Below are 18,327 nucleotides of genomic sequence, written 5' to 3'. Positions count from 1 at the left end.
ATGTCCGATATGACCGTTGCCGCGCGCCGGCGCTCCCGCTGGGGCCTTTTCATCGCCCCTGTCATCCTCCTGATCCTCGCGGTGGCGTGGAGCTGCTTCTGGTTCTATGCGGCGTCGCAGGCCGAAATCGCCGCCGACGCCTGGCGCGCGCAGGAGGCCAAATCCGGCCGCATCTATGATTGCGCCAAGCGCTCGATCGCGGGCTTCCCCTTCCGCTTCGAGGTCCAATGCTCCGGCGCCAGCGTCGCCCTGGTGTCGCAGAACGCCAGCAAGACGCCGTTCACGGCGAAGCTCGACAACATCCTGGTTGTCGCCCAGGTCTACGATCCCAAGCGCGTCATCGCCGAATTCACCGCACCCGCGACGCTCACTGACGGCGTCACGCAAAGCACCTTCGTCGTGAACTGGAGCAAGGGCCGCAGCAGCGTGTTCGGCCTGCCCGCCGTGCCGGAGCGCGCCTCCATCGTGTTCGAGGACCCGACCGTCAATCGGGTCGACGGCAGCGTGCAGGTACCGCTCGCGCGCGCGAAACAGGTCGAACTGCATGGACGTCTTGCGGATGGATCGACGTCCGATCATCCCGTGATCGAGACCGTGCTCCAGATCGCGCAGGGCAGCATCCAGGGCGTTCATCCGCTGCTCGCCGAACCGTTCGAAGCCGACACGCGGGCGAAGATCACCGGACTCTTCGACCTCACGCCAAAGCCGTGGCCGCAGCGCTTCCGCGAGATCCAGGCCGCCGGCGGCCATATCGAGATCGTGCAGTCCCGAATCCAGCAGGGCGAGATGATCGCGGTTGCGGCAGGCACGCTCGGGCTCTCGGCCAACGGCCGCCTCGACGGCGAATTGCAGATGACGGTGACGGGTCTCGATCGCGTGATCCCCGCGCTCGGCATCGAGAAGATGCTGGAGGAGGGGGTGCCGCAGGCGACCCTCGATCGCGTTGCGCCCGGCGTGAAGTCACAGGACCTCAACAATCTGTTCGGTGCGCTCGACCGCGCCGTTCCCGGCCTCGGCAAAGTCATCAAGCAGAACGCCAATGCCGGCGTTGCCGCCGGCATCAATTCGATCGGCACCGAGAGCACGCTGGAAGGCAAGAAGGCCCGCAGCTTCCCGCTGAAATTCGTCGACGGCGCTGTGCTGCTCGGCCCGGTCAAGGTCGGCCAGATCCCGCCGCTGTATTGATTGCTGTAGCCCGGATGGAGCGAAGCGCAATCCGGGGGTTCTTCAATACAGCCGCAGGTCCCGGATTACGCTTGCGCTCCATCCGGGCTACTTCAGTGCTACGGCTTGTTGCCGAGCTGCGCATGCGGCCGACCGAAGTCGGGCGCGGCCGAATCCTGGCCGATTTCGACGATGCCGCGGCGGATGGCGCGGGTGCGGGTGAAGTGGTCGAACAGCGCCTCGCCGTCGCCGCGGCGGATCGCGCGAGTGAGCTTGGCCAGATCCTCGGTGAAGGTGCCGAGCATCTCCAGCACGGCTTCCTTGTTGGCGAGGAAGACGTCGCGCCACATCGTCGGATCGGAGGCGGCGATGCGGGTGAAATCGCGAAAGCCGCCGGCGGAGAACTTGATGACCTCGGACTCCGTCACCTGCGCCAGCTCGTCGGCGGTGCCGACGATGGTGTAGGCGATCAGATGCGGCAGATGGCTGGTGATCGCGAGCACGAGATCATGATGATCCGGCGTCATGATTTCGACCTTGGCGCCCATCGCGGTCCAGAACGCACGCAGGCGATCAGTGGCAGCCGCATCAACGCCCTCCGGCGGGGTGAGGATGCACCAGCGGTTGATGAAGAGCTCGGCGAAGCCTGAATCGGGGCCCGAATGCTCGGTGCCTGCGACAGGGTGCGCCGGCACGAAATGGATGCCGTTCGGCAGATGCGGCGCCATATCCCTGACGATGGCGCCCTTGACCGAGCCGACGTCGGAGATGATCGCGCCTCGCTTGAGATGCGCGGCGATCTCCTGCGCCACCGGCCCGCAAGCGCCGACGGGAATGCAGAGGATGACGAGATCGGCGTCCTTCACGGCTTCTGCATTGGTCGCCACGACCTGATCGACGATGCCGAGCTCGATCACGCGTGCGCGCGTCTTCTCCGAGCGCGCGGTGGTGACGATCTCGCCAGCCAGGCCCTGGAGCTTCGCAGCGCGCGCGATCGAGCCGCCGATCAGGCCGAAGCCGATCAGCGCGACGCGCTGGAAGTGCGGGGTCGCGCTCATCGTCCGGCCATGAAGTCGCGCAGGCCCTCGACGACGAGGCGGTTGGCCTCCTCGGTGCCGATGGTCATGCGCAGCGAATGCGGCAGGCCATAGTTCTTCAAGCCGCGCAGCACCAGCCCGCGCTTGGTGAGGAAGGCGTCGGCTGCGTCCGAAGTCTTGCCCTCGGTCGGAAAGTGGATCAGCACGAAATTGGCGACGCTCGGCGTCACCTTCAGCCCGAGCTTGCCGATCTCCTCAGCGAGCCAGTTGCGCCAGGTCTCGGTGAACTGCTTCGACATGGCCTGGTGCGCGGTGTCCTCGATCGCGGCAACGGCAGCGTACATCGCCGGCGTCGACACGTTGAAGGGACCGCGGATGCGGTTGACCGCGTCGATGATATGCTCGGGGCCGAACATCCAGCCGATGCGCAGCGCGGCGAGACCGTGGATCTTGGAGAAGGTGTGCGTCACCACCGTGTTCTCGGTGGTCGCGACCAGCTCGATCCCCATTTCATAGTCGTTGCGCGAAACGTAGTCGCAATAGGCCGCGTCCAACACCAGCAGCACGTGCGACGGCAGGCCGGCGCGCAGGCGCTTGACCTCGTCGAACGGCAGATAGGTGCCGGTCGGGTTGTTGGGGTTGGCGAGCCAGACCAGTTTCGTCCGCGGCGTCACGGCTTTCAGGATGGCGTCAACATCCGCGGTGAGGTTCTTCTCCGCCGCGACGACGTTCCTGGCGCCGACCGCCATGGTCGCGATCGGGTAGACGAGGAAGCCGTGCGTGGTCGAGATCGCCTCGTCGCCATGGCTCAGATAAGTGTGAGCGAGCAGGTTGAGGATCTCGTCCGAGCCGGCGCCGCAGATGATGCGGTTGGGATCGAGCCCGAAGGTGCGCCCGATCGCTTCGCGCAGCACGCGCGAGGTTCCTTCCGGATAGTCTTCCAGATGATCAGCCACGTGCTTGAACGCCTCGATCGCCCTCTGCGAGGGCCCGAACGGCGTTTCGTTGGCCGAGAGCTTGAACACCTTGCGGCCCGGCTCCGGCACCGGGGTCTTGCCGGGCGTGTAGGGCGCAATATCGAGAATGCCGGGGTTCGGCACGGGGCGGGACATCTTTAACTCCGGAATGGCTTAAGCGGTTCGCGACTTACGATTTCGACCCGGTCGGGGGCACCGTATAGCGGGTTGCGTGGCTGCCGACGAGGGCCGTGGAGCGCACCGAGGCACCCGCTTCGATCAGGGCAGTCTTGATTTTGTCGAGGCTGCTCGTCGCGGTGACCGAGACCAGCAGCGCGGCGCCGTCGAAGGCGGTATCGGGCACCGCCACGATCTCGGCGAGCGGCGACAGGGCGCGCGCGACCTCGGCGTTCCACCCCGACACGCGCACGCTGAAGGTCTCGACCTCCGTCACCAGGGCGCTGTCGGCGACGCGCGAGACCGCGAACACGGGCAACGCCGCCGGATGGTCGGCGCGCTCGACGAAAGGCAGCCGTGCGATGATCTTCGGTGCGCCTTCTGCTTCCAGCTCCAGCCACCATGGTGTGCGGCTGGAGGTCGCCGAGACCAGCGCAAGGTCGCCCTTGGATTTCGCCACCGCCTCGACCGCCGCCTGCGCGCTGAAATGCGCGACGTAAGGCACGGTGAATCCGAAATGGAAGCGTACGGAATCGCGCATCGCGGGCTCGCTTGCCGAAATGTCGGCATGCACGGAGAACGGCGCCTGAACGTAAGTGAACGTTGCGATGATGACGCGCCAGATGCTCTCGACGGTGTCGAGCGGCAGGATGCCGCGATGGCGCTGGACGAGGTCACGCATCATGGCGGCCTCGCGCGCCGGACGGAACGCCGAGCCGACCTCCTGGGTCTGCTTCACCTGGATCAGGCGGTCGATGATGTCGCCGCGCTGCATCAGCAGGCGATGCATGCCCTCGTCGATCGCGTCGATCTCCTTGCGCAATTCCTGGAGCGATGGTGGCGCGGGCGGACGTTGGGACATGTCTGTGAGGTGCTGTTGCGAGGCGTTCCAATGCGGATCAGTCGAGCCGTCACCGCTGCGATGGATGTCCTGATTAGGCAGTCGGGGCTGCGAAAGCAAAGAGAATTGCAATGGGAAATCGGGCCTTTTCCGCCCGCGGCGCGACGGGCGAATTTGGGCGATCCGGGCCGCGACTTGACGAAAACCGCCTGAGACGGTAGTTTTTACCCGTTCCGTGGTCATTTGAGCCGGCCGGCTTGCAGCCACGTTAAAAAACTCGCTAAACAGGCCGGGGACGCTTTCGATCCCGGCCGAACCTATCGTTCAGGCCGGGTTTTTCATGGCCTGATGTCAATGCGGTCACTTCTACGATCGCAAACGAGGTCGATGGTCAGATGGTTGGCGTCCAGTCAATTCCGAGTCCCGCGATCACCGCCGACGAGCGGTCGCACGAGGTGGATCATCCGAGCTCGCAGCTCGCGCAGTTCGGCTCGGAGCAGCCGCTGCGGCTCGATTGCGGGGTCGATCTCAGCCCGTTCCAGATCGCCTACCAGACTTACGGCGAGCTGAATGCCGATCGCTCCAATGCGATCCTGATCTGCCATGCGCTGACCGGCGACCAGCACGTCGCCAATGTGCACCCTGTCACCGGCAAGCCCGGCTGGTGGGAGACCTTGGTCGGCCCCGGCCGACCGCTCGATCCCAGCGAGTATTTTATCATCTGCTCCAACGTGATCGGCGGCTGCATGGGCTCGACCGGTCCGGCTTCGATCAATCCCGCGACCGGCAAGGTTTGGGGTCTCGATTTCCCCGTCATCACCATCCCCGACATGGTGCGCGCGCAGGCGATGCTGATCGACCGGCTCGGCATCGACACGCTGTTCGCGGTCGTCGGCGGCTCGATGGGCGGCATGCAAGTGTTGCAATGGACTGCGGCCTATCCGAGCCGCGTGTTCTCCGCGCTGGCGATTGCCTGCTCGACACGACACTCGGCGCAGAACATCGCGTTTCACGAGCTTGGCCGCCAAGCGGTGATGGCCGATCCCGATTGGCACCATGGCGGCTATGCCGACCACGGCCTCCATCCGCATCGCGGGCTCGCTGTCGCCCGGATGGCGGCGCACATCACCTATCTCTCGGACGCCGCCCTGCATCGAAAATTCGGACGGCGCATGCAGGACCGCGAACTGCCGACTTTCTCGTTCGACGCCGACTTCCAGGTCGAGTCTTATCTGCGCTACCAGGGCTCGTCCTTTGTCGAGCGCTTCGACGCCAACTCCTATCTCTATCTGACCCGCGCGATGGACTATTTCGACATCGCCGGCGACCATGGCGGCGTCCTGGCGAAGGCGTTCGCGGGGATCCAGACCCGCTTCTGCGTGGTCTCCTTCACCAGCGACTGGTTGTTCCCGACCTCGGAATCGCGCGCGCTGGTGCACGCCCTGAATGCGTCGAGTGCGCGGGTGTCGTTCGCCGAGATCGAAACCGATCGCGGCCACGACGCGTTCCTGCTCGACGTGCCCGAGTTCTTCGACATCGGCCGTGCCTTCCTGCAATCGGCAGGCAAGGCGCGCGGGCTCACTGCCAAGAAAGCTTAAAGGACGGCTAGCCATGTCTGTACAGGAAGCGTTGCCGCTGGGCGGCGTTGCGACCGGGCAGCCCGGTGATTTTCGCGCCGACCATGTGCTGGTGGCCGAGATGGTCAAGCCGGGCTCGAAGGTGCTCGACGTCGGCTGTGGCGAGGGCGACCTGCTCCAGCTGCTGGAAACCCGCGGCGTCGACGGCCGCGGCATCGAGCTGTCGCGCGAGGGCGTCAACCGCTGTGTCGCCAAGGGCCTTGCAGTGGTGCAGGGCGATGCCGACACTGACCTCGTGAACTATCCGGATGACGCCTTCGACTACGTGATCCTGTCGCAGACGTTGCAGGCGACGCGGCAGCCGAAAGTGGTGCTGGAGAATTTGCTGCGCATCGGCCGCCGCGCCATCGTGTCGTTCCCGAATTTCGGCTTCTGGAAGATGCGGCTCCAGCTCCTGATCGGCGGCCACATGCCGCGGACGGAGAATCTGCCGGCAAGCTGGTATGACACCGCCAACATCCATTTCTGCACCATCAAGGATTTCGTCGAGCTTTGCGACGCGATCGACGTCAAGATGGAACGTGCCGAGGCGCTCGACCTCTACGGCCGTCCGCTGCGGCTGCGGATGCCCTGGTGGGTGTGGAATCTGTTCGGCGAGCAGGGCGTGTTCTTGCTGACGCGAGGCGGCAGGAAGTAGGATTCCCGTAGCCCGGATGAAGCGTAGCGCAATCCGGGATTCTATCCGCGGAGGCGAAGGCCCCGGATTACGCTTGCGCTCCATCCGGGCTACGCGACGGCGCGTATGATGACGTCTTCGCGCTAATGCGCCGCCAACGTCCGCGCATCGCGCACCGGCCATCTTCCCGCTTCCACCAGCGTGACGAACCGTTCCACCGCTTCGTTGAATAGGGCGGGCTCTTCGAGATTGAGCACGTGGCCGGACTTCGGAAACATGGCGAGCCCTGCCGCAGGCAGATGCTTCTTCAGGAACAGGCTTGCGCCCACGCACGGATCGTCCTCGTCGCCGCAGATGATGAGTGCCGGCGTCGTGGCGGCCCTGATCGCGTCCGTGATCGTAAAGATCGAGGGACGGCCGGCCTGGAAGCCGCGCATCGTCCGCGCCGATCCCTGGGCGTCGTGCCGCGCCAGGGCGGCGTAGAAATCGGCGTGGCCGCGCGGGTCCTTCACCAGGAAGGGAATCCGGCTCGGCGCCTCGCGCGTGACTTTTGCGACTTCGGTCGAGCCGAGCATCTCGAATTGCTCCGCGTTGGCGCGGCACTGCTGGCGCCAGGCGTCGAGGTTCTCGATCTCCGAGCCTGAGCCGACGCCGGCGAGCGTCATCGACAGCGCACGTTGGGGCGCGTTGAGCCCGATCTGGAGCGACGAATAGGCCCCCATCGAGAGGCCGACGAAGTGCGCGCGTTCGATCTTGAGATGATCGAGCACCGCGAGCGCATCGGTGTAGAAATGCGTGTAGCCGTAGACCTCGCCATCAGGGACGTCCGATGGCGTGTAGCCGCGCGCGGAATAGGTGATGCAGCGATGGCCGCGCGAGAAGTAGCGCATCTGCGGCTCCCAATTGGTGTAGTCGGCCGCGAATTCGTGCAGAAAAAGTATCGGCGTGCCCGTGCCTGCTTCTTCGAAATAGAGGCGGCAATTGTCTTTCGTGAGGGCGTGAGGCATCCGGTTTTCTCCCTGAGGTGGCTGCGGCATTGGAATGCCGTCCTGCGGTCAGCGCATACGATCCTAACACTTGTTAATCATCGTCCAAATTCTTCGGGACCGCGTCTTGTTCTTGCCACATCGGGATACTGATACAGCCCGCGGATGTCGGCCACCGCACGGGCCGATTGGGAAGTGGGGGTGTCAACGAAGGATGAAGAATGTTCGAGTTGTTTGCGTCTCGCCTGTCGCGCTGTGTCGTCGCGCTGGCTGTTTTCTTCGCGGCGGTCGCCGCGCTCACCTCTCCGGCGTCAGCACGATCTCATCGTCATAGCGCAGAGCGGCACGCTTACGCGCATCACGCCAGCAGACATCATCATTTCCGGTATCATGCACGCAGCTCGCGCTTCGAGCGCGGTGCGGCGCAATTGCAGGCGAGCGGCTTCGGCAACACCTTCGCCAGCTATGACCCGAACGCCAATAGCGGCGGCATCGCCATGAGTGGAAGCGGTGGAATGGCCATGATGGGCAGCGGTGGAATGGTTACCAGCGGTGGGATGACCACGCGCGCCAGCCGTCGAATCGCCACGAGGCGTGGGGGTGGGATGGCCATCAACGCGAATGTTGGCGGCTTGGCCAATAGCGCGACGAGCAGCGGCGGCTTCGGCGGCGGGTCGGGCCTCGTGTCCGAGGCACGCCGCTATGTCGGCGGCAATCCGACCGGGCGCGGCAGCCTGTGGTGCGCGCGGTTCATGAACATGGTGCTTGAGAAGACCGGTCACCGTGGCACCGGCTCCGATATGGCGAATTCGTTCGCGCATTACGGCACGCGCGTCTCCGGTCCGCAGGTCGGCGCCATCGCGGTCATGTCGCGCGGCGGCCGGGGCGGTCATGTCGGCATCGTCACCGGCGTCGACGCGCAGGGCAATCCGATCATGATCTCCGGCAACAACGGCAACCGCGTCCGCGAAGCACCGGTCTCGCGCGGCCGGATCTATGCGTATGTGATGCCGAACTGACGGCCTCATTGCGAGCGAAGCGAAGCAATCCAGAAGCCCTCCGCGGGTGCCCCCTGGATTGCTTCGTCGCTTCGCTCCTCGCAATGACGGAGTACGGGCCGCGTCACACCAGCTTCGGCTCTTCCAACGCAACCGTATCGCCCACGCCGATGTCGCCGTCGGCGATCACCTCGGCATAGATGCCGCAGTCCATGTGGCCGAGATTGCTCGATAGCGTGGCCGGGATTTCGAGATCGCGCCTGGCGGTATCAGGCTCGACATTAGTGGCCGGGCAGCGCTTGATGCGCTTGACCACTTGCAGCCGGGCCTGTCCGATCGCCAGCGTCTGGCCGACGAGGTCGAGCTCGGACCAGGCCGGCCAGCCCTTCACGTAGAGATTGGCGCGGAAGCGCAGCGGGTGGACGGCGGTGCCGCCGAGCATGGTCTCGAGCGCGCGGACGCTGTCGAGATTGATGATGGACACGACCTTGCGGGCGACATCGGAAAAGCTGTGGTCGCGGCCGGACAGGATCTTGGGCGGGCCCTTCAGCTCCGGCTGGAAGTTCTCGCTGAAATAGCCCTCGATGGCGGCGCGCCCGGCGGCGGTCTCGAGGTCGCCGCTGGCGACGATCTGGCCGTCCTTGCGGATGGTCAGGCGGTTGGTCGCGTCCTCGAACCGGCTCTCGAGCGAAGCCAGCCGCTCATTGCGCGCCAGCATCAGGAACTGGATCTTCGGCTTCCACTGCGGCTCTTCCGGATCGAAGCCGCTGGGGCCGTTCTCGATGGCGTAGCGGCGGTCGGCAGGCAGGGTCTGGCCGGCTCGCAGGGAGACGCGGGGCAGGGGCTCCGGCGTCAGGCCCTTGATCGGGTAGCGGTAGAGGCCGGTGATCTCGGCGGTCTGGCTGGCTGTGATTGCGCTCGGTGTCATGCCGCTACTTAGGGGATTCGGCCCACGGGCGCCAAGCGGGCGGATATGCGCACGAAATTGTGAACTCGCCTCTTCCGGTCCGAGGCCTCGCTTCCCACATCTGGGTCAGGCCGGCGCCAGCGCCGGCTGATAACGACCGTTGCCGGTTGAGAAACGTCAATGCGGTCATCGGAAACCCAATGAAGATGCCGTTTGGAGTGCCTTTGAGGGCTCCAGGGGCAGGCCGAGGGAAAGATCACGATATGAACATCGAAAAATACACCGAACGCTCCAGGGGCTTCGTCCAGTCCGCGCAGTCGCTTGCGGTGCGCGAAGGGCACCAGCAGTTTTCGACCCTGCACGTCCTGAAAGGATTGCTGGACGACAATGAAGGCCTCGCCGCCGGTCTGATCGACCGCGCCGGCGGCAATTCCCGCGCAATCCTGAAGGCGACCGAGGACGCCCTGAACAAGGTGCCGAAGGTCTCTGGCGGCGGTGCCGGCCAGATCTACCTGGCGCCCGAGCTCGCCCGCACCTTCGACGCCGCCGAAAAGGCCGGCGAGAAGGCCGGCGACAGCTTTGTCACGGTCGAGCGGCTGCTGCTCGGCCTGGCGCTGGAGAAGACCAGCGAGGCGGGCACGATCCTGGCCAAGGGCGGCGTCACCCCACAAAACCTCAACGCGGCGATCGAAGCGCTGCGCAAGGGCCGGACCGCGGACTCCGCGACGGCCGAGAACGCGTATGACGCGCTGAAGAAATATGCCCGCGACCTGACCCAGGCGGCGCGCGACGGCAAGCTCGATCCGGTCATCGGCCGTGACGAGGAGATCCGCCGCACGATCCAGGTGCTGTCGCGCCGGACCAAGAACAATCCCGTCCTGATCGGCGAGCCCGGCGTCGGCAAGACCGCCATCGCCGAGGGCCTGGCGCTGCGCATCGTCAACGGCGACGTGCCGGAGAGCCTGAAGGACAAGAAGCTGCTGTCGCTCGACCTCGGCTCGCTGATTGCAGGTGCAAAATATCGCGGCGAGTTCGAGGAGCGGCTGAAGGCCGTGCTCCAGGAGGTGACCGGGAGCGAGGGCAATTTCGTCCTGTTCATCGACGAGATGCACACGCTGATCGGCGCCGGCAAGGGCGATGGCGCGATGGACGCGTCCAATTTGCTCAAGCCTGCACTCGCCCGCGGCGAGCTGCACTGCATCGGCGCCACCACGCTCGACGAGTACCAGAAGCACGTCGAAAAGGACGCGGCGCTGGCGCGGCGTTTCCAGCCGATCTTCGTCAGCGAGCCCTCGGTCGAGGATACGATCTCGATTCTGCGCGGGCTGAAGGACAAGTACGAGCAGCACCATGGCGTGCGGATCACCGATTCCGCGCTGGTCGCCGCCACGACGCTGTCCAACCGCTACATCACCGACCGCTTCCTGCCGGACAAGGCCATCGACCTCATGGACGAGGCGGCCGCGCGGCTCAAGATGCAGGTCGATTCCAAGCCGGAAGAGCTGGATTCGATGGATCGGGAAATCATCCGGCTGAAGATCGAACAGGAAGCATTGAAGAAAGAGAGCGATGCCGGTTCGAAGAGCCGCCTGCAGACGCTGGAGAAGGAGCTGGCCGACCTCGAGGAGAAATCCGCGGCGCTCACGGCACGCTGGAGCGCGGAGAAGAACAAGCTCTCCGACGCCCAGAAGCTGAAGGCCGAGCTCGACGGCTTGCGGGTCGAACTTGCCAACGCGCAGCGGCGCGGTGAATTCCAGAAGGCCGGTGAGCTGGCCTATGGCCGGATCCCCGAGCTCGAAAAGCAGCTTGCGGAGATCGAGGCCAAGGAGAATTCCGGCGAGATGATGGAGGAGGCGGTCACCGCCAACCACATCGCGCAAGTGGTCTCGCGCTGGACCGGCGTGCCCGTCGACAAGATGCTCGAAGGCGAAAAGGACAAGCTCCTGAGGATGGAGGACTCGCTCGGCAATCGCGTCGTCGGCCAGGCCGAAGCCGTGCATGCAGTCGCGACCGCCGTGCGCCGTTCGCGCGCGGGGCTGCAGGACCCGAACCGGCCGACCGGCTCGTTCATGTTCCTGGGACCCACCGGCGTCGGCAAGACCGAGCTGACGAAGGCGCTCGCCGAATATCTGTTCAACGACGAGACCGCGATGGTCCGCCTCGACATGTCCGAGTACATGGAGAAGCACTCGGTCTCGCGGCTGATCGGCGCGCCTCCGGGCTATGTCGGCTATGACGAGGGCGGTGCGCTGACCGAAGCGGTGCGGCGCCGGCCCTACCAGGTGGTGCTGTTCGACGAGATCGAGAAGGCGCATCCTGACGTGTTCAACGTGCTGTTGCAGGTGCTCGACGACGGCCGCCTCACCGACGGCCAGGGCCGCACCGTCGACTTCCGCAACACGCTGATCATCATGACCTCGAACCTCGGTTCGGAGTTTCTGGTGAACCAGCCGGAAGGCGAGGACACCTCGGCCGTGCGCGAGCAGGTGATGGGAATGGTGCGGTCGCACTTCAGGCCAGAGTTCTTGAACCGCGTCGATGAGATCATCCTGTTCCACCGCTTGCAGAGGAGCGAGATGGGCCGGATCGTCGAAATCCAGTTCGCGCGGCTGCAGAAGCTTCTGACCGATCGCAAGATCGTGCTGACGCTCGACGCTGCCGGCCGCGACTGGCTCGCCGCCAAGGGCTGGGATCCCGCCTACGGCGCACGACCGCTCAAGCGCGTGATCCAGCGTCACGTCCAGGATCCGCTCGCCGAGATGATCCTGGCCGGCGACGTCAAGGACGGCGATACCGTTGCGATCTCGTCCGAAGGCAACGTGCTGACCTTCAACGGCAAGGCGCCGCAGACCGCGGAGATCGCCCAGTTCGAGGCGCCGGTGTCGAAGCGGAAGTTGAACTGAGCGCCGGCATTCGACGCCTGAAGCAACAAGCCGCCCCGGAGAGGTCAGTCTTTCCGGGGCGATTTGTCTTGCGGGTTGTCGGCGAACTTACTGCGGCGACCTATTTCTTCGTGACCTTGTAGATCGCGTTCTCGATGTCAGACGAGAAATAGATCGTGCCGGATTCCCCGATGCCGACGCCCGTCGGAATATGCGTCGGCAGCCCTCCGGGCGCACCCGTCAGGCCGAATGGAAGATGGCCGCGATCTCGGTGATTGTGCCGCTCTCCGGTGCGATCTCGATCAACCGCTTCGCACCAACCTCCGCCACGATCAGCTTGCCGTCGCTGGCGCGGGCGATGCCTTCGGGCATTTTCAGGTCCTTGGCGATGACCGTCTTTTCGCCGTTGCTCTCGATCATCGAGACGACACCGGAAAAGGCTTCGGTCAGATAGACCTCACCGCGCGATCCGACGACGAGCCCGACCGGGCCCTCGAGGCCACCGATCAGCGGGGTGCGATCCCTGCCGTGCTCGCCGCTGACACGGACCAGCGACTTGGTGCCGAGCTCGGCCACCAGGATGCTGCCGTCCGCGAGCACGAGCGCGTCGTGCGGCGCCTTGAAGCCGTGTAGCATGTTGCGCGTGGCTCCGGTCTTGCCGTCGACCACCTGCACCGTGCCGGTGAACCAGCTCGACAGCACCACGTCGTTGCCCTTCGCCGTCGCGCTCATCGGATATTCGAGCGTGACGCCGGCGGCGTGCATGCGCGCCTTCTCGGTGACCTCGCCGGTCGCGCCGTCCACCGTGCGATAGGCGAACACGTCGGCGACGTGGATCGTATCCTTGCCGCTCTCCGACGTGACGCCGATGCCGCCGGGTAAGGCGAGCTTGCCGATGATGACCTGCCGCGCCTGGCCTGTCGCCGGATCGACCTCCTGGATGCCGTTGTCGGCCATGTTGGAGACGTAGATTCGGTCCTTGTCGTCGATCGCGAGATTGTCCAGCGACGGCTTCAATTGCGCGACCATGGTCTTGGCGCCCGATTTGGGATCGACGCTAACGAGTTGCCCGAGCGCGGTGTCGACCACCCAGAGATTGCCCCTGGAATCGAAGTTCACCGCGGCCGGGACCTTGAAGCCGTCGGCGACGACGGTCAGCTCGGCCTTGTCGACGTCGACCTTTGCGATCTGTCCCTTGAACCAGAGCGGACCATAGAGCTTGTCGTCGGGACCGAACTCGAAGCCGTTGAGGCCGCCCATCTTCTCCATGATCTGGCGCGGCGGTTTGACGCCCTCGACGTCGATCTCATAGAGCGTGTCGCCGAGGAAGACGGTGGTGGCGTACAGCCGGCCGTCCTTGCGGAAGGCGAGCGAGTTGATGCCGGGAAGGCCGGAAGCGAGTTTCTTGATCGGCCGTCGCCCTTGCGCGAATAAAGATCGCCGGCCAGGAATCCGGTCCAGGCCATGGTGCCGTCGGGGGCGAATGCGATGTCGTCGGCCATTCCGATCGGGGCGGGGATTGCAACCTTCGCGCTACCGCCAGCAATGTCGACCTCGTAGAGCGCCGCGCCCGCGACGCTGCCGGCAAACAGATGGCCGGCCTTGTCGATCGCAAGCCCGTGCACGCCGTGGAACGCCGAGCCTGGTGACCTCCCAGTTTTCGGCCGAAACGCTGGTGGCGGAGACGATCGCAGCGACGAAGGTTGCGCAGGCGAGCCTGTTCTTCATGGCGAGACCTCCCATTTTTTGGAAAGTATTCGCTCCTCATGCCGCTTTAGCAAACGAAACTTGACGTTGTGATGCGGCCAAGCGGGCCTGGCGCGACGACGTCAAATCCGGATCGTGTTTGAAGATGACCGGCCGATCTAGGCCGGTCGCCGGCTTTACCGGTTCGTCACCTGCAACGGTCCGCCGGTGGCGTCCGACATCCGGGCGATGGCGCCGGCGCGGCCGCTCATCATGCCGTCGAGCCGGTCGCGCTCCTTCTCGAAACCGGCCAGCATCGGGCCTTCCAGGGAGCGCCCGCGCGGCAGTTTCACGCGCAGCGGATCGACGAAGCGGCCGTTGACCAGGATTTCGTAGTGGACGTGCGGGCCGGTCGACGCGCCGGTCGAACCGACGAAGCCGATCACCTGGCCCTGCCGCACCTTCTTGCCGGGCTCCATGCCCTTGGCGAAGGCCGACATATGGCCATAGGCGGTCTCGTAGCCGTTGTTGTGCTTGATGCGGATGTATTTGCCGTAGCCGCCCTCGGGGCCGGCCTTCTCGATCACGCCGTTGCCGGAGGCGAAGATCGGCGTGCCGTAGGAGGTGGCCCAGTCGACCCCGGTATGCATCTTCACAAAGCCGAGGATGGGGTGACGTCGACCGCCGAAGCCGGAGCGCATGATCGCGTTGTTGACGGGCTTGCGCACCAGGAACTTCTTTGCGCTCTTGCCGGTCTCGTCATAGTAGTCGACGACGCCGTCGTCCGGGCTCTGGTAGCGGTAGTATTTCTTGGTCTCACCGCCGAGCGTGAGCGAAGCGAACAGCACGTCGTTCTTTTCGATCGCGGTCACGCCTTCGTCTTCGCCGGCGTAGAACACGTCGAATGAATCGCCCGGCGCCACCTTGCGCTGGAAATCGACGTCGTAGGAATAGATCTTGATCATGTCGTCGATGACGGGCATCGGCACTTTGTTGCGCATCGCGGTCTCGTAGATGCTCTGGTAGAGCCGCACGCCCGTGCCGTCATCGTCGTCATCGTCGTCGCTGTTGGCGTTCGCCGCCGCGTCGGCGACGGTGTTCATGCTGGAGACGTCGACCGCGACGTATTTGCCGAGATCGGACAGCGCCGCGATCGCCTCGACCATGGTCTCGTTGGCGATCACGACGCGGTAGGGCTGCAGACGGGCGCCGGGGCTGGCGGGCGCCATCAGGATGCGCAGCTTCTCGCCTTCCTTCAGGCCGCCGTCGCGGCCGCGCGGACCGAGCGTCGCGGTGATCGCCTTGATCTCCTCGGCCGTGGCGCCGAGATCGCGCAGCACGCCGGCGACGCTGTCGCCCTTCTTGACCACGTGGACGCGTTCGCCGTTGGGATTGCCGCCGGTGATCTGTTCCTTGGTCTTCGGCAGCAGCGTGACGTTTTCCGGCACCACGCGCGTCTCGAAGCCGGCATAGGGATCGGACGGCGACACTTCGGTGGCATAGGCGCTTCTGATCTCCGACGGGCCGGTCGCGCCGGAGACGTCGGCCGCAGCATTGGAGAGCGCGGCGTAGCGCACCCCGCCATTGCCGCGCCAGTTGGCGGCATCGCGGACCCGCATCAGGATGTCGTCGAGCGCCACCACTGCAGAAATCTTGGCTTTCGGCAGCACCTGGGAGAGGTCCTTGGTGACGAACGAGACCTCGGCGTCGGGTTCGACGGCTTCTGGATTGTTGGGATCCTCAGATGCCGTCTTCGGATCGGAGCCGACATCGGTGAGAAGGCGCTGGGCGTTGAAAGGCGGGATCTTTGCCGACAGGTCGCTCGTCGTCATCGACAGATTGCCGGCAATCCGGATGAAGGGACGCACCCGCATCACGTCGCGGTTGCCGACGCGAGCGACGGTCGAGACGCGTACAATGTTGCGCGAGGCCGTGGATTCGCTCGGCGGCGGCAGGCGGTCGCTCTTGTGCAGCGTGGCGGCGCGGTCGGCTGCGCCGAATGCGCCGCGCAGCGCGCCTTCGACGCGCTCCGGCACCTTGGCGAAGGTCATCTCGCCGTCGAGCGAAGCGAAAACGGCGCCGCCGATCAGGGCTGCGCCGCAAAGTCCGGTTAGAATCGTCCCGCTGAACCATTGCACCGAGACGCGGCGGCGATCGATGACCGCGGCTTCGGAACCATCGACGGACAGCGGCGGCTCGTGGCCGAGATCGATGATCCCGGTCTCACGCCCGTAAGCGCCGCGTGACGTCCTGTGGTTCAACTCAAGTCCCCCAATCAACGACCCGAGAGCCCGATGTCGAGCAGCCCCGTTCCGAGCAACCCTGTTTCGAGCCTCTCCTTACGCCGCCCTCTTCAGGGCGTCTCTGGAAAAGGCAAGCCGCATAGGCGTCCGCGGTCAGAAGGCCCAGATGACGGACCGGCCGAAATTACGAACAGCTAAGCGGAAAAAGATCTCTCGATGTGTCTCGAATGTCTGAAGAAGGCTGCTTCATCGGATGATCGCCTTCCTCTGACCCCACACAAACCGCCGGCAGCCCCCACTGGCATCCCTGCGATTCAAGCTTTGTCTGTACCAGAACGCCGGGGGATTGTGGCTCAAGTACGGCGCCTAATATGGAAAAGTTTCCGGAACGGCCGAGCGCCAGCGGTCTTCCAGGGACGAGCGATCCAAGTCGCGTCCAAGCCGCGTTGAGGCGCCTCCATGCCGCCTCCGGAGCCCCCTCGAGCCCAAACTTTTTTTGAGTTTTTTCTCCGCGCCGGCCCGATCCGGCCGCTCGGCGCCCTTCTAACCCGCTGTAATCGCGCAGATTTTTTCAACAATCCACCGTGCGACGATTTTCTGACAATGGTCGTTGACAACCCCGATGGGTGGGGCCTATAACCCGACCACTGAGCGCGGCGCCGCCGGGTCACTGACCAAGGCGAGCGAACGCGCCACTGATGCTCCTCACCTTGTTGAGTGACACAACAGTCGACGTAAGTCGATTGGAGTTCATCCATCGTCGGTAAGGGTGTCGGAACCCTTCCTCTCTGGAAGGTTGGGGCCTCCTGGTCCCGGGCTGTTTGACAAGTGAAGATGAAGAAAGAGAAACGTGGACGGCGGAGTCCTTGCGGGTCTCGCATTTAAAGAGCTTCGGCTTTTTGGATCGGGACCGGACGAAAGACTTCGGCGGTACACGTTTTAAGGTTACACCATCGTTGCCAGCGATGTGAATCGCGGGCAGCTCATCGACTTCGGTCGATGAAAAATGGTGGGACCTCGTCAAAACGTTGTGATCAGCCGGTTCAAAGTTCAAGTCCAACTTGAGAGTTTGATCCTGGCTCAGAGCGAACGCTGGCGGCAGGCTTAACACATGCAAGTCGAGCGGGCGTAGCAATACGTCAGCGGCAGACGGGTGAGTAACGCGTGGGAACATACCTTTTGGTTCGGAACAACACAGGGAAACTTGTGCTAATACCGGATAAGCCCTTACGGGGAAAGATTTATCGCCGAAAGATTGGCCCGCGTCTGATTAGCTAGTTGGTGAGGTAATGGCTCACCAAGGCGACGATCAGTAGCTGGTCTGAGAGGATGATCAGCCACATTGGGACTGAGACACGGCCCAAACTCCTACGGGAGGCAGCAGTGGGGAATATTGGACAATGGGCGCAAGCCTGATCCAGCCATGCCGCGTGAGTGATGAAGGCCCTAGGGTTGTAAAGCTCTTTTGTGCGGGAAGATAATGACGGTACCGCAAGAATAAGCCCCGGCTAACTTCGTGCCAGCAGCCGCGGTAATACGAAGGGGGCTAGCGTTGCTCGGAATCACTGGGCGTAAAGGGTGCGTAGGCGGGTCTTTAAGTCAGGGGTGAAATCCTGGAGCTCAACTCCAGAACTGCCTTTGATACTGAGGATCTTGAGTTCGGGAGAGGTGAGTGGAACTGCGAGTGTAGAGGTGAAATTCGTAGATATTCGCAAGAACACCAGTGGCGAAGGCGGCTCACTGGCCCGATACTGACGCTGAGGCACGAAAGCGTGGGGAGCAAACAGGATTAGATACCCTGGTAGTCCACGCCGTAAACGATGAATGCCAGCCGTTAGTGGGTTTACTCACTAGTGGCGCAGCTAACGCTTTAAGCATTCCGCCTGGGGAGTACGGTCGCAAGATTAAAACTCAAAGGAATTGACGGGGGCCCGCACAAGCGGTGGAGCATGTGGTTTAATTCGACGCAACGCGCAGAACCTTACCAGCCCTTGACATGTCCAGGACCGGTCGCAGAGATGTGACCTTCTCTTCGGAGCCTGGAACACAGGTGCTGCATGGCTGTCGTCAGCTCGTGTCGTGAGATGTTGGGTTAAGTCCCGCAACGAGCGCAACCCCCGTCCTTAGTTGCTACCATTTAGTTGAGCACTCTAAGGAGACTGCCGGTGATAAGCCGCGAGGAAGGTGGGGATGACGT

General features: G+C 64.1%; 11 protein-coding genes, 1 rRNA gene, 1 pseudogene and 1 riboswitch (1 of these 14 cut by a window edge). Of the genes and pseudogenes, 6 read left to right on the top strand and 7 right to left on the bottom strand.

Annotation, left to right across the window (positions count from 1 at the left end; genetic code table 11):
• Positions 1-1,185, top strand: coding sequence for a DUF2125 domain-containing protein (locus BRA471DRAFT_RS33140; RefSeq protein WP_007615293.1), 1,185 nt, complete (start codon positions 1-3; stop codon positions 1,183-1,185).
• 98 nt (positions 1,186-1,283) lie between these two features.
• On the opposite strand, the gene BRA471DRAFT_RS33135 is transcribed toward BRA471DRAFT_RS33140, so the two are convergent.
• Genes BRA471DRAFT_RS33135 through BRA471DRAFT_RS33125 form a run of 3 tightly spaced genes read right to left on the bottom strand, consistent with a single transcriptional unit; the run spans position 1,284 to position 4,196 of the window.
• The gene (locus BRA471DRAFT_RS33135; protein ID WP_007615292.1) at positions 1,284-2,222 is read right to left on the bottom strand and encodes a prephenate/arogenate dehydrogenase family protein; all 939 of its coding nucleotides are present in this window, start codon (positions 2,220-2,222) and stop codon (positions 1,284-1,286) included.
• Entirely contained in the window at positions 2,219-3,313 is a 1,095-nt protein-coding gene (locus tag BRA471DRAFT_RS33130) for a histidinol-phosphate transaminase (protein WP_007615291.1), read from the bottom strand. The genes BRA471DRAFT_RS33135 and BRA471DRAFT_RS33130 overlap by 4 nt, the downstream gene beginning before the upstream one ends.
• A gap of 34 nt (positions 3,314-3,347) precedes the next feature.
• Entirely contained in the window at positions 3,348-4,196 is an 849-nt protein-coding gene (locus BRA471DRAFT_RS33125) for a chorismate mutase (protein WP_007615290.1), read from the bottom strand.
• 204 nt (positions 4,197-4,400) lie between these two features.
• A riboswitch (SAM riboswitch) is annotated at positions 4,401-4,480 on the top strand.
• 90 nt (positions 4,481-4,570) lie between these two features.
• Between BRA471DRAFT_RS33125 and BRA471DRAFT_RS33120 the strand changes: the two genes are divergently transcribed.
• Positions 4,571-5,773, top strand: a complete 1,203-nt coding sequence (locus BRA471DRAFT_RS33120; RefSeq protein ID WP_007615289.1) for a homoserine O-acetyltransferase — start codon at positions 4,571-4,573, stop codon at positions 5,771-5,773.
• 13 nt (positions 5,774-5,786) lie between these two features.
• Positions 5,787-6,449: a methionine biosynthesis protein MetW gene (gene metW, locus BRA471DRAFT_RS33115; protein WP_007615288.1), complete on the top strand. Its 663-nt coding sequence runs from the start codon at positions 5,787-5,789 to the stop codon at positions 6,447-6,449.
• 122 nt (positions 6,450-6,571) lie between these two features.
• Here metW and BRA471DRAFT_RS33110 read toward each other — a convergent pair whose 3' ends face one another.
• Positions 6,572-7,435 (bottom strand): alpha/beta fold hydrolase, encoded by an 864-nt coding sequence (locus BRA471DRAFT_RS33110; RefSeq protein ID WP_007615287.1) that lies wholly within the window; start codon positions 7,433-7,435, stop codon positions 6,572-6,574.
• Positions 7,436-7,635: 200 nt separating this feature from the next.
• Between BRA471DRAFT_RS33110 and BRA471DRAFT_RS33105 the strand changes: the two genes are divergently transcribed.
• Positions 7,636-8,433, top strand: a complete 798-nt coding sequence (locus tag BRA471DRAFT_RS33105) for a TIGR02594 family protein (protein WP_007615286.1) — start codon at positions 7,636-7,638, stop codon at positions 8,431-8,433.
• A gap of 103 nt (positions 8,434-8,536) precedes the next feature.
• Here the strand turns inward: BRA471DRAFT_RS33105 and BRA471DRAFT_RS33100 are convergent, their stop codons facing one another.
• Complete coding sequence (locus BRA471DRAFT_RS33100; RefSeq protein WP_007615285.1) at positions 8,537-9,340, bottom strand: MOSC domain-containing protein; 804 nt, start codon at positions 9,338-9,340, stop codon at positions 8,537-8,539.
• A gap of 242 nt (positions 9,341-9,582) precedes the next feature.
• Between BRA471DRAFT_RS33100 and clpB the strand changes: the two genes are divergently transcribed.
• Positions 9,583-12,222, top strand: coding sequence for an ATP-dependent chaperone ClpB (gene clpB / locus BRA471DRAFT_RS33095; protein ID WP_007615284.1), 2,640 nt, complete (start codon positions 9,583-9,585; stop codon positions 12,220-12,222).
• Positions 12,223-12,322: 100 nt separating this feature from the next.
• On the opposite strand, the pseudogene BRA471DRAFT_RS33090 reads toward clpB, so the two are convergent.
• Both BRA471DRAFT_RS33090 and BRA471DRAFT_RS33085 read right to left on the bottom strand, forming a co-directional pair.
• Positions 12,323-13,929: pseudogene (locus tag BRA471DRAFT_RS33090) on the bottom strand (hypothetical protein).
• Positions 13,930-14,084: 155 nt separating this feature from the next.
• Positions 14,085-16,148 (bottom strand): M23 family metallopeptidase, encoded by a 2,064-nt coding sequence (locus tag BRA471DRAFT_RS33085; RefSeq protein ID WP_007615283.1) that lies wholly within the window; start codon positions 16,146-16,148, stop codon positions 14,085-14,087.
• 1,039 nt (positions 16,149-17,187) lie between these two features.
• On the opposite strand from BRA471DRAFT_RS33085, the gene BRA471DRAFT_RS33080 reads away from it, so the two are divergent.
• Positions 17,188-18,327: ribosomal RNA gene (locus BRA471DRAFT_RS33080) — 16S ribosomal RNA — on the top strand (it continues 349 nt past the right edge of the window).

This window comes from Bradyrhizobium sp. WSM471 (genome assembly GCF_000244915.1).
Classification (GTDB): Bacteria; Pseudomonadota; Alphaproteobacteria; order Rhizobiales; family Xanthobacteraceae; genus Bradyrhizobium.
The sequence above is the reverse complement of the archived record's forward strand: the minus strand, read 5'-3'. Positions and strand labels throughout refer to the sequence as shown.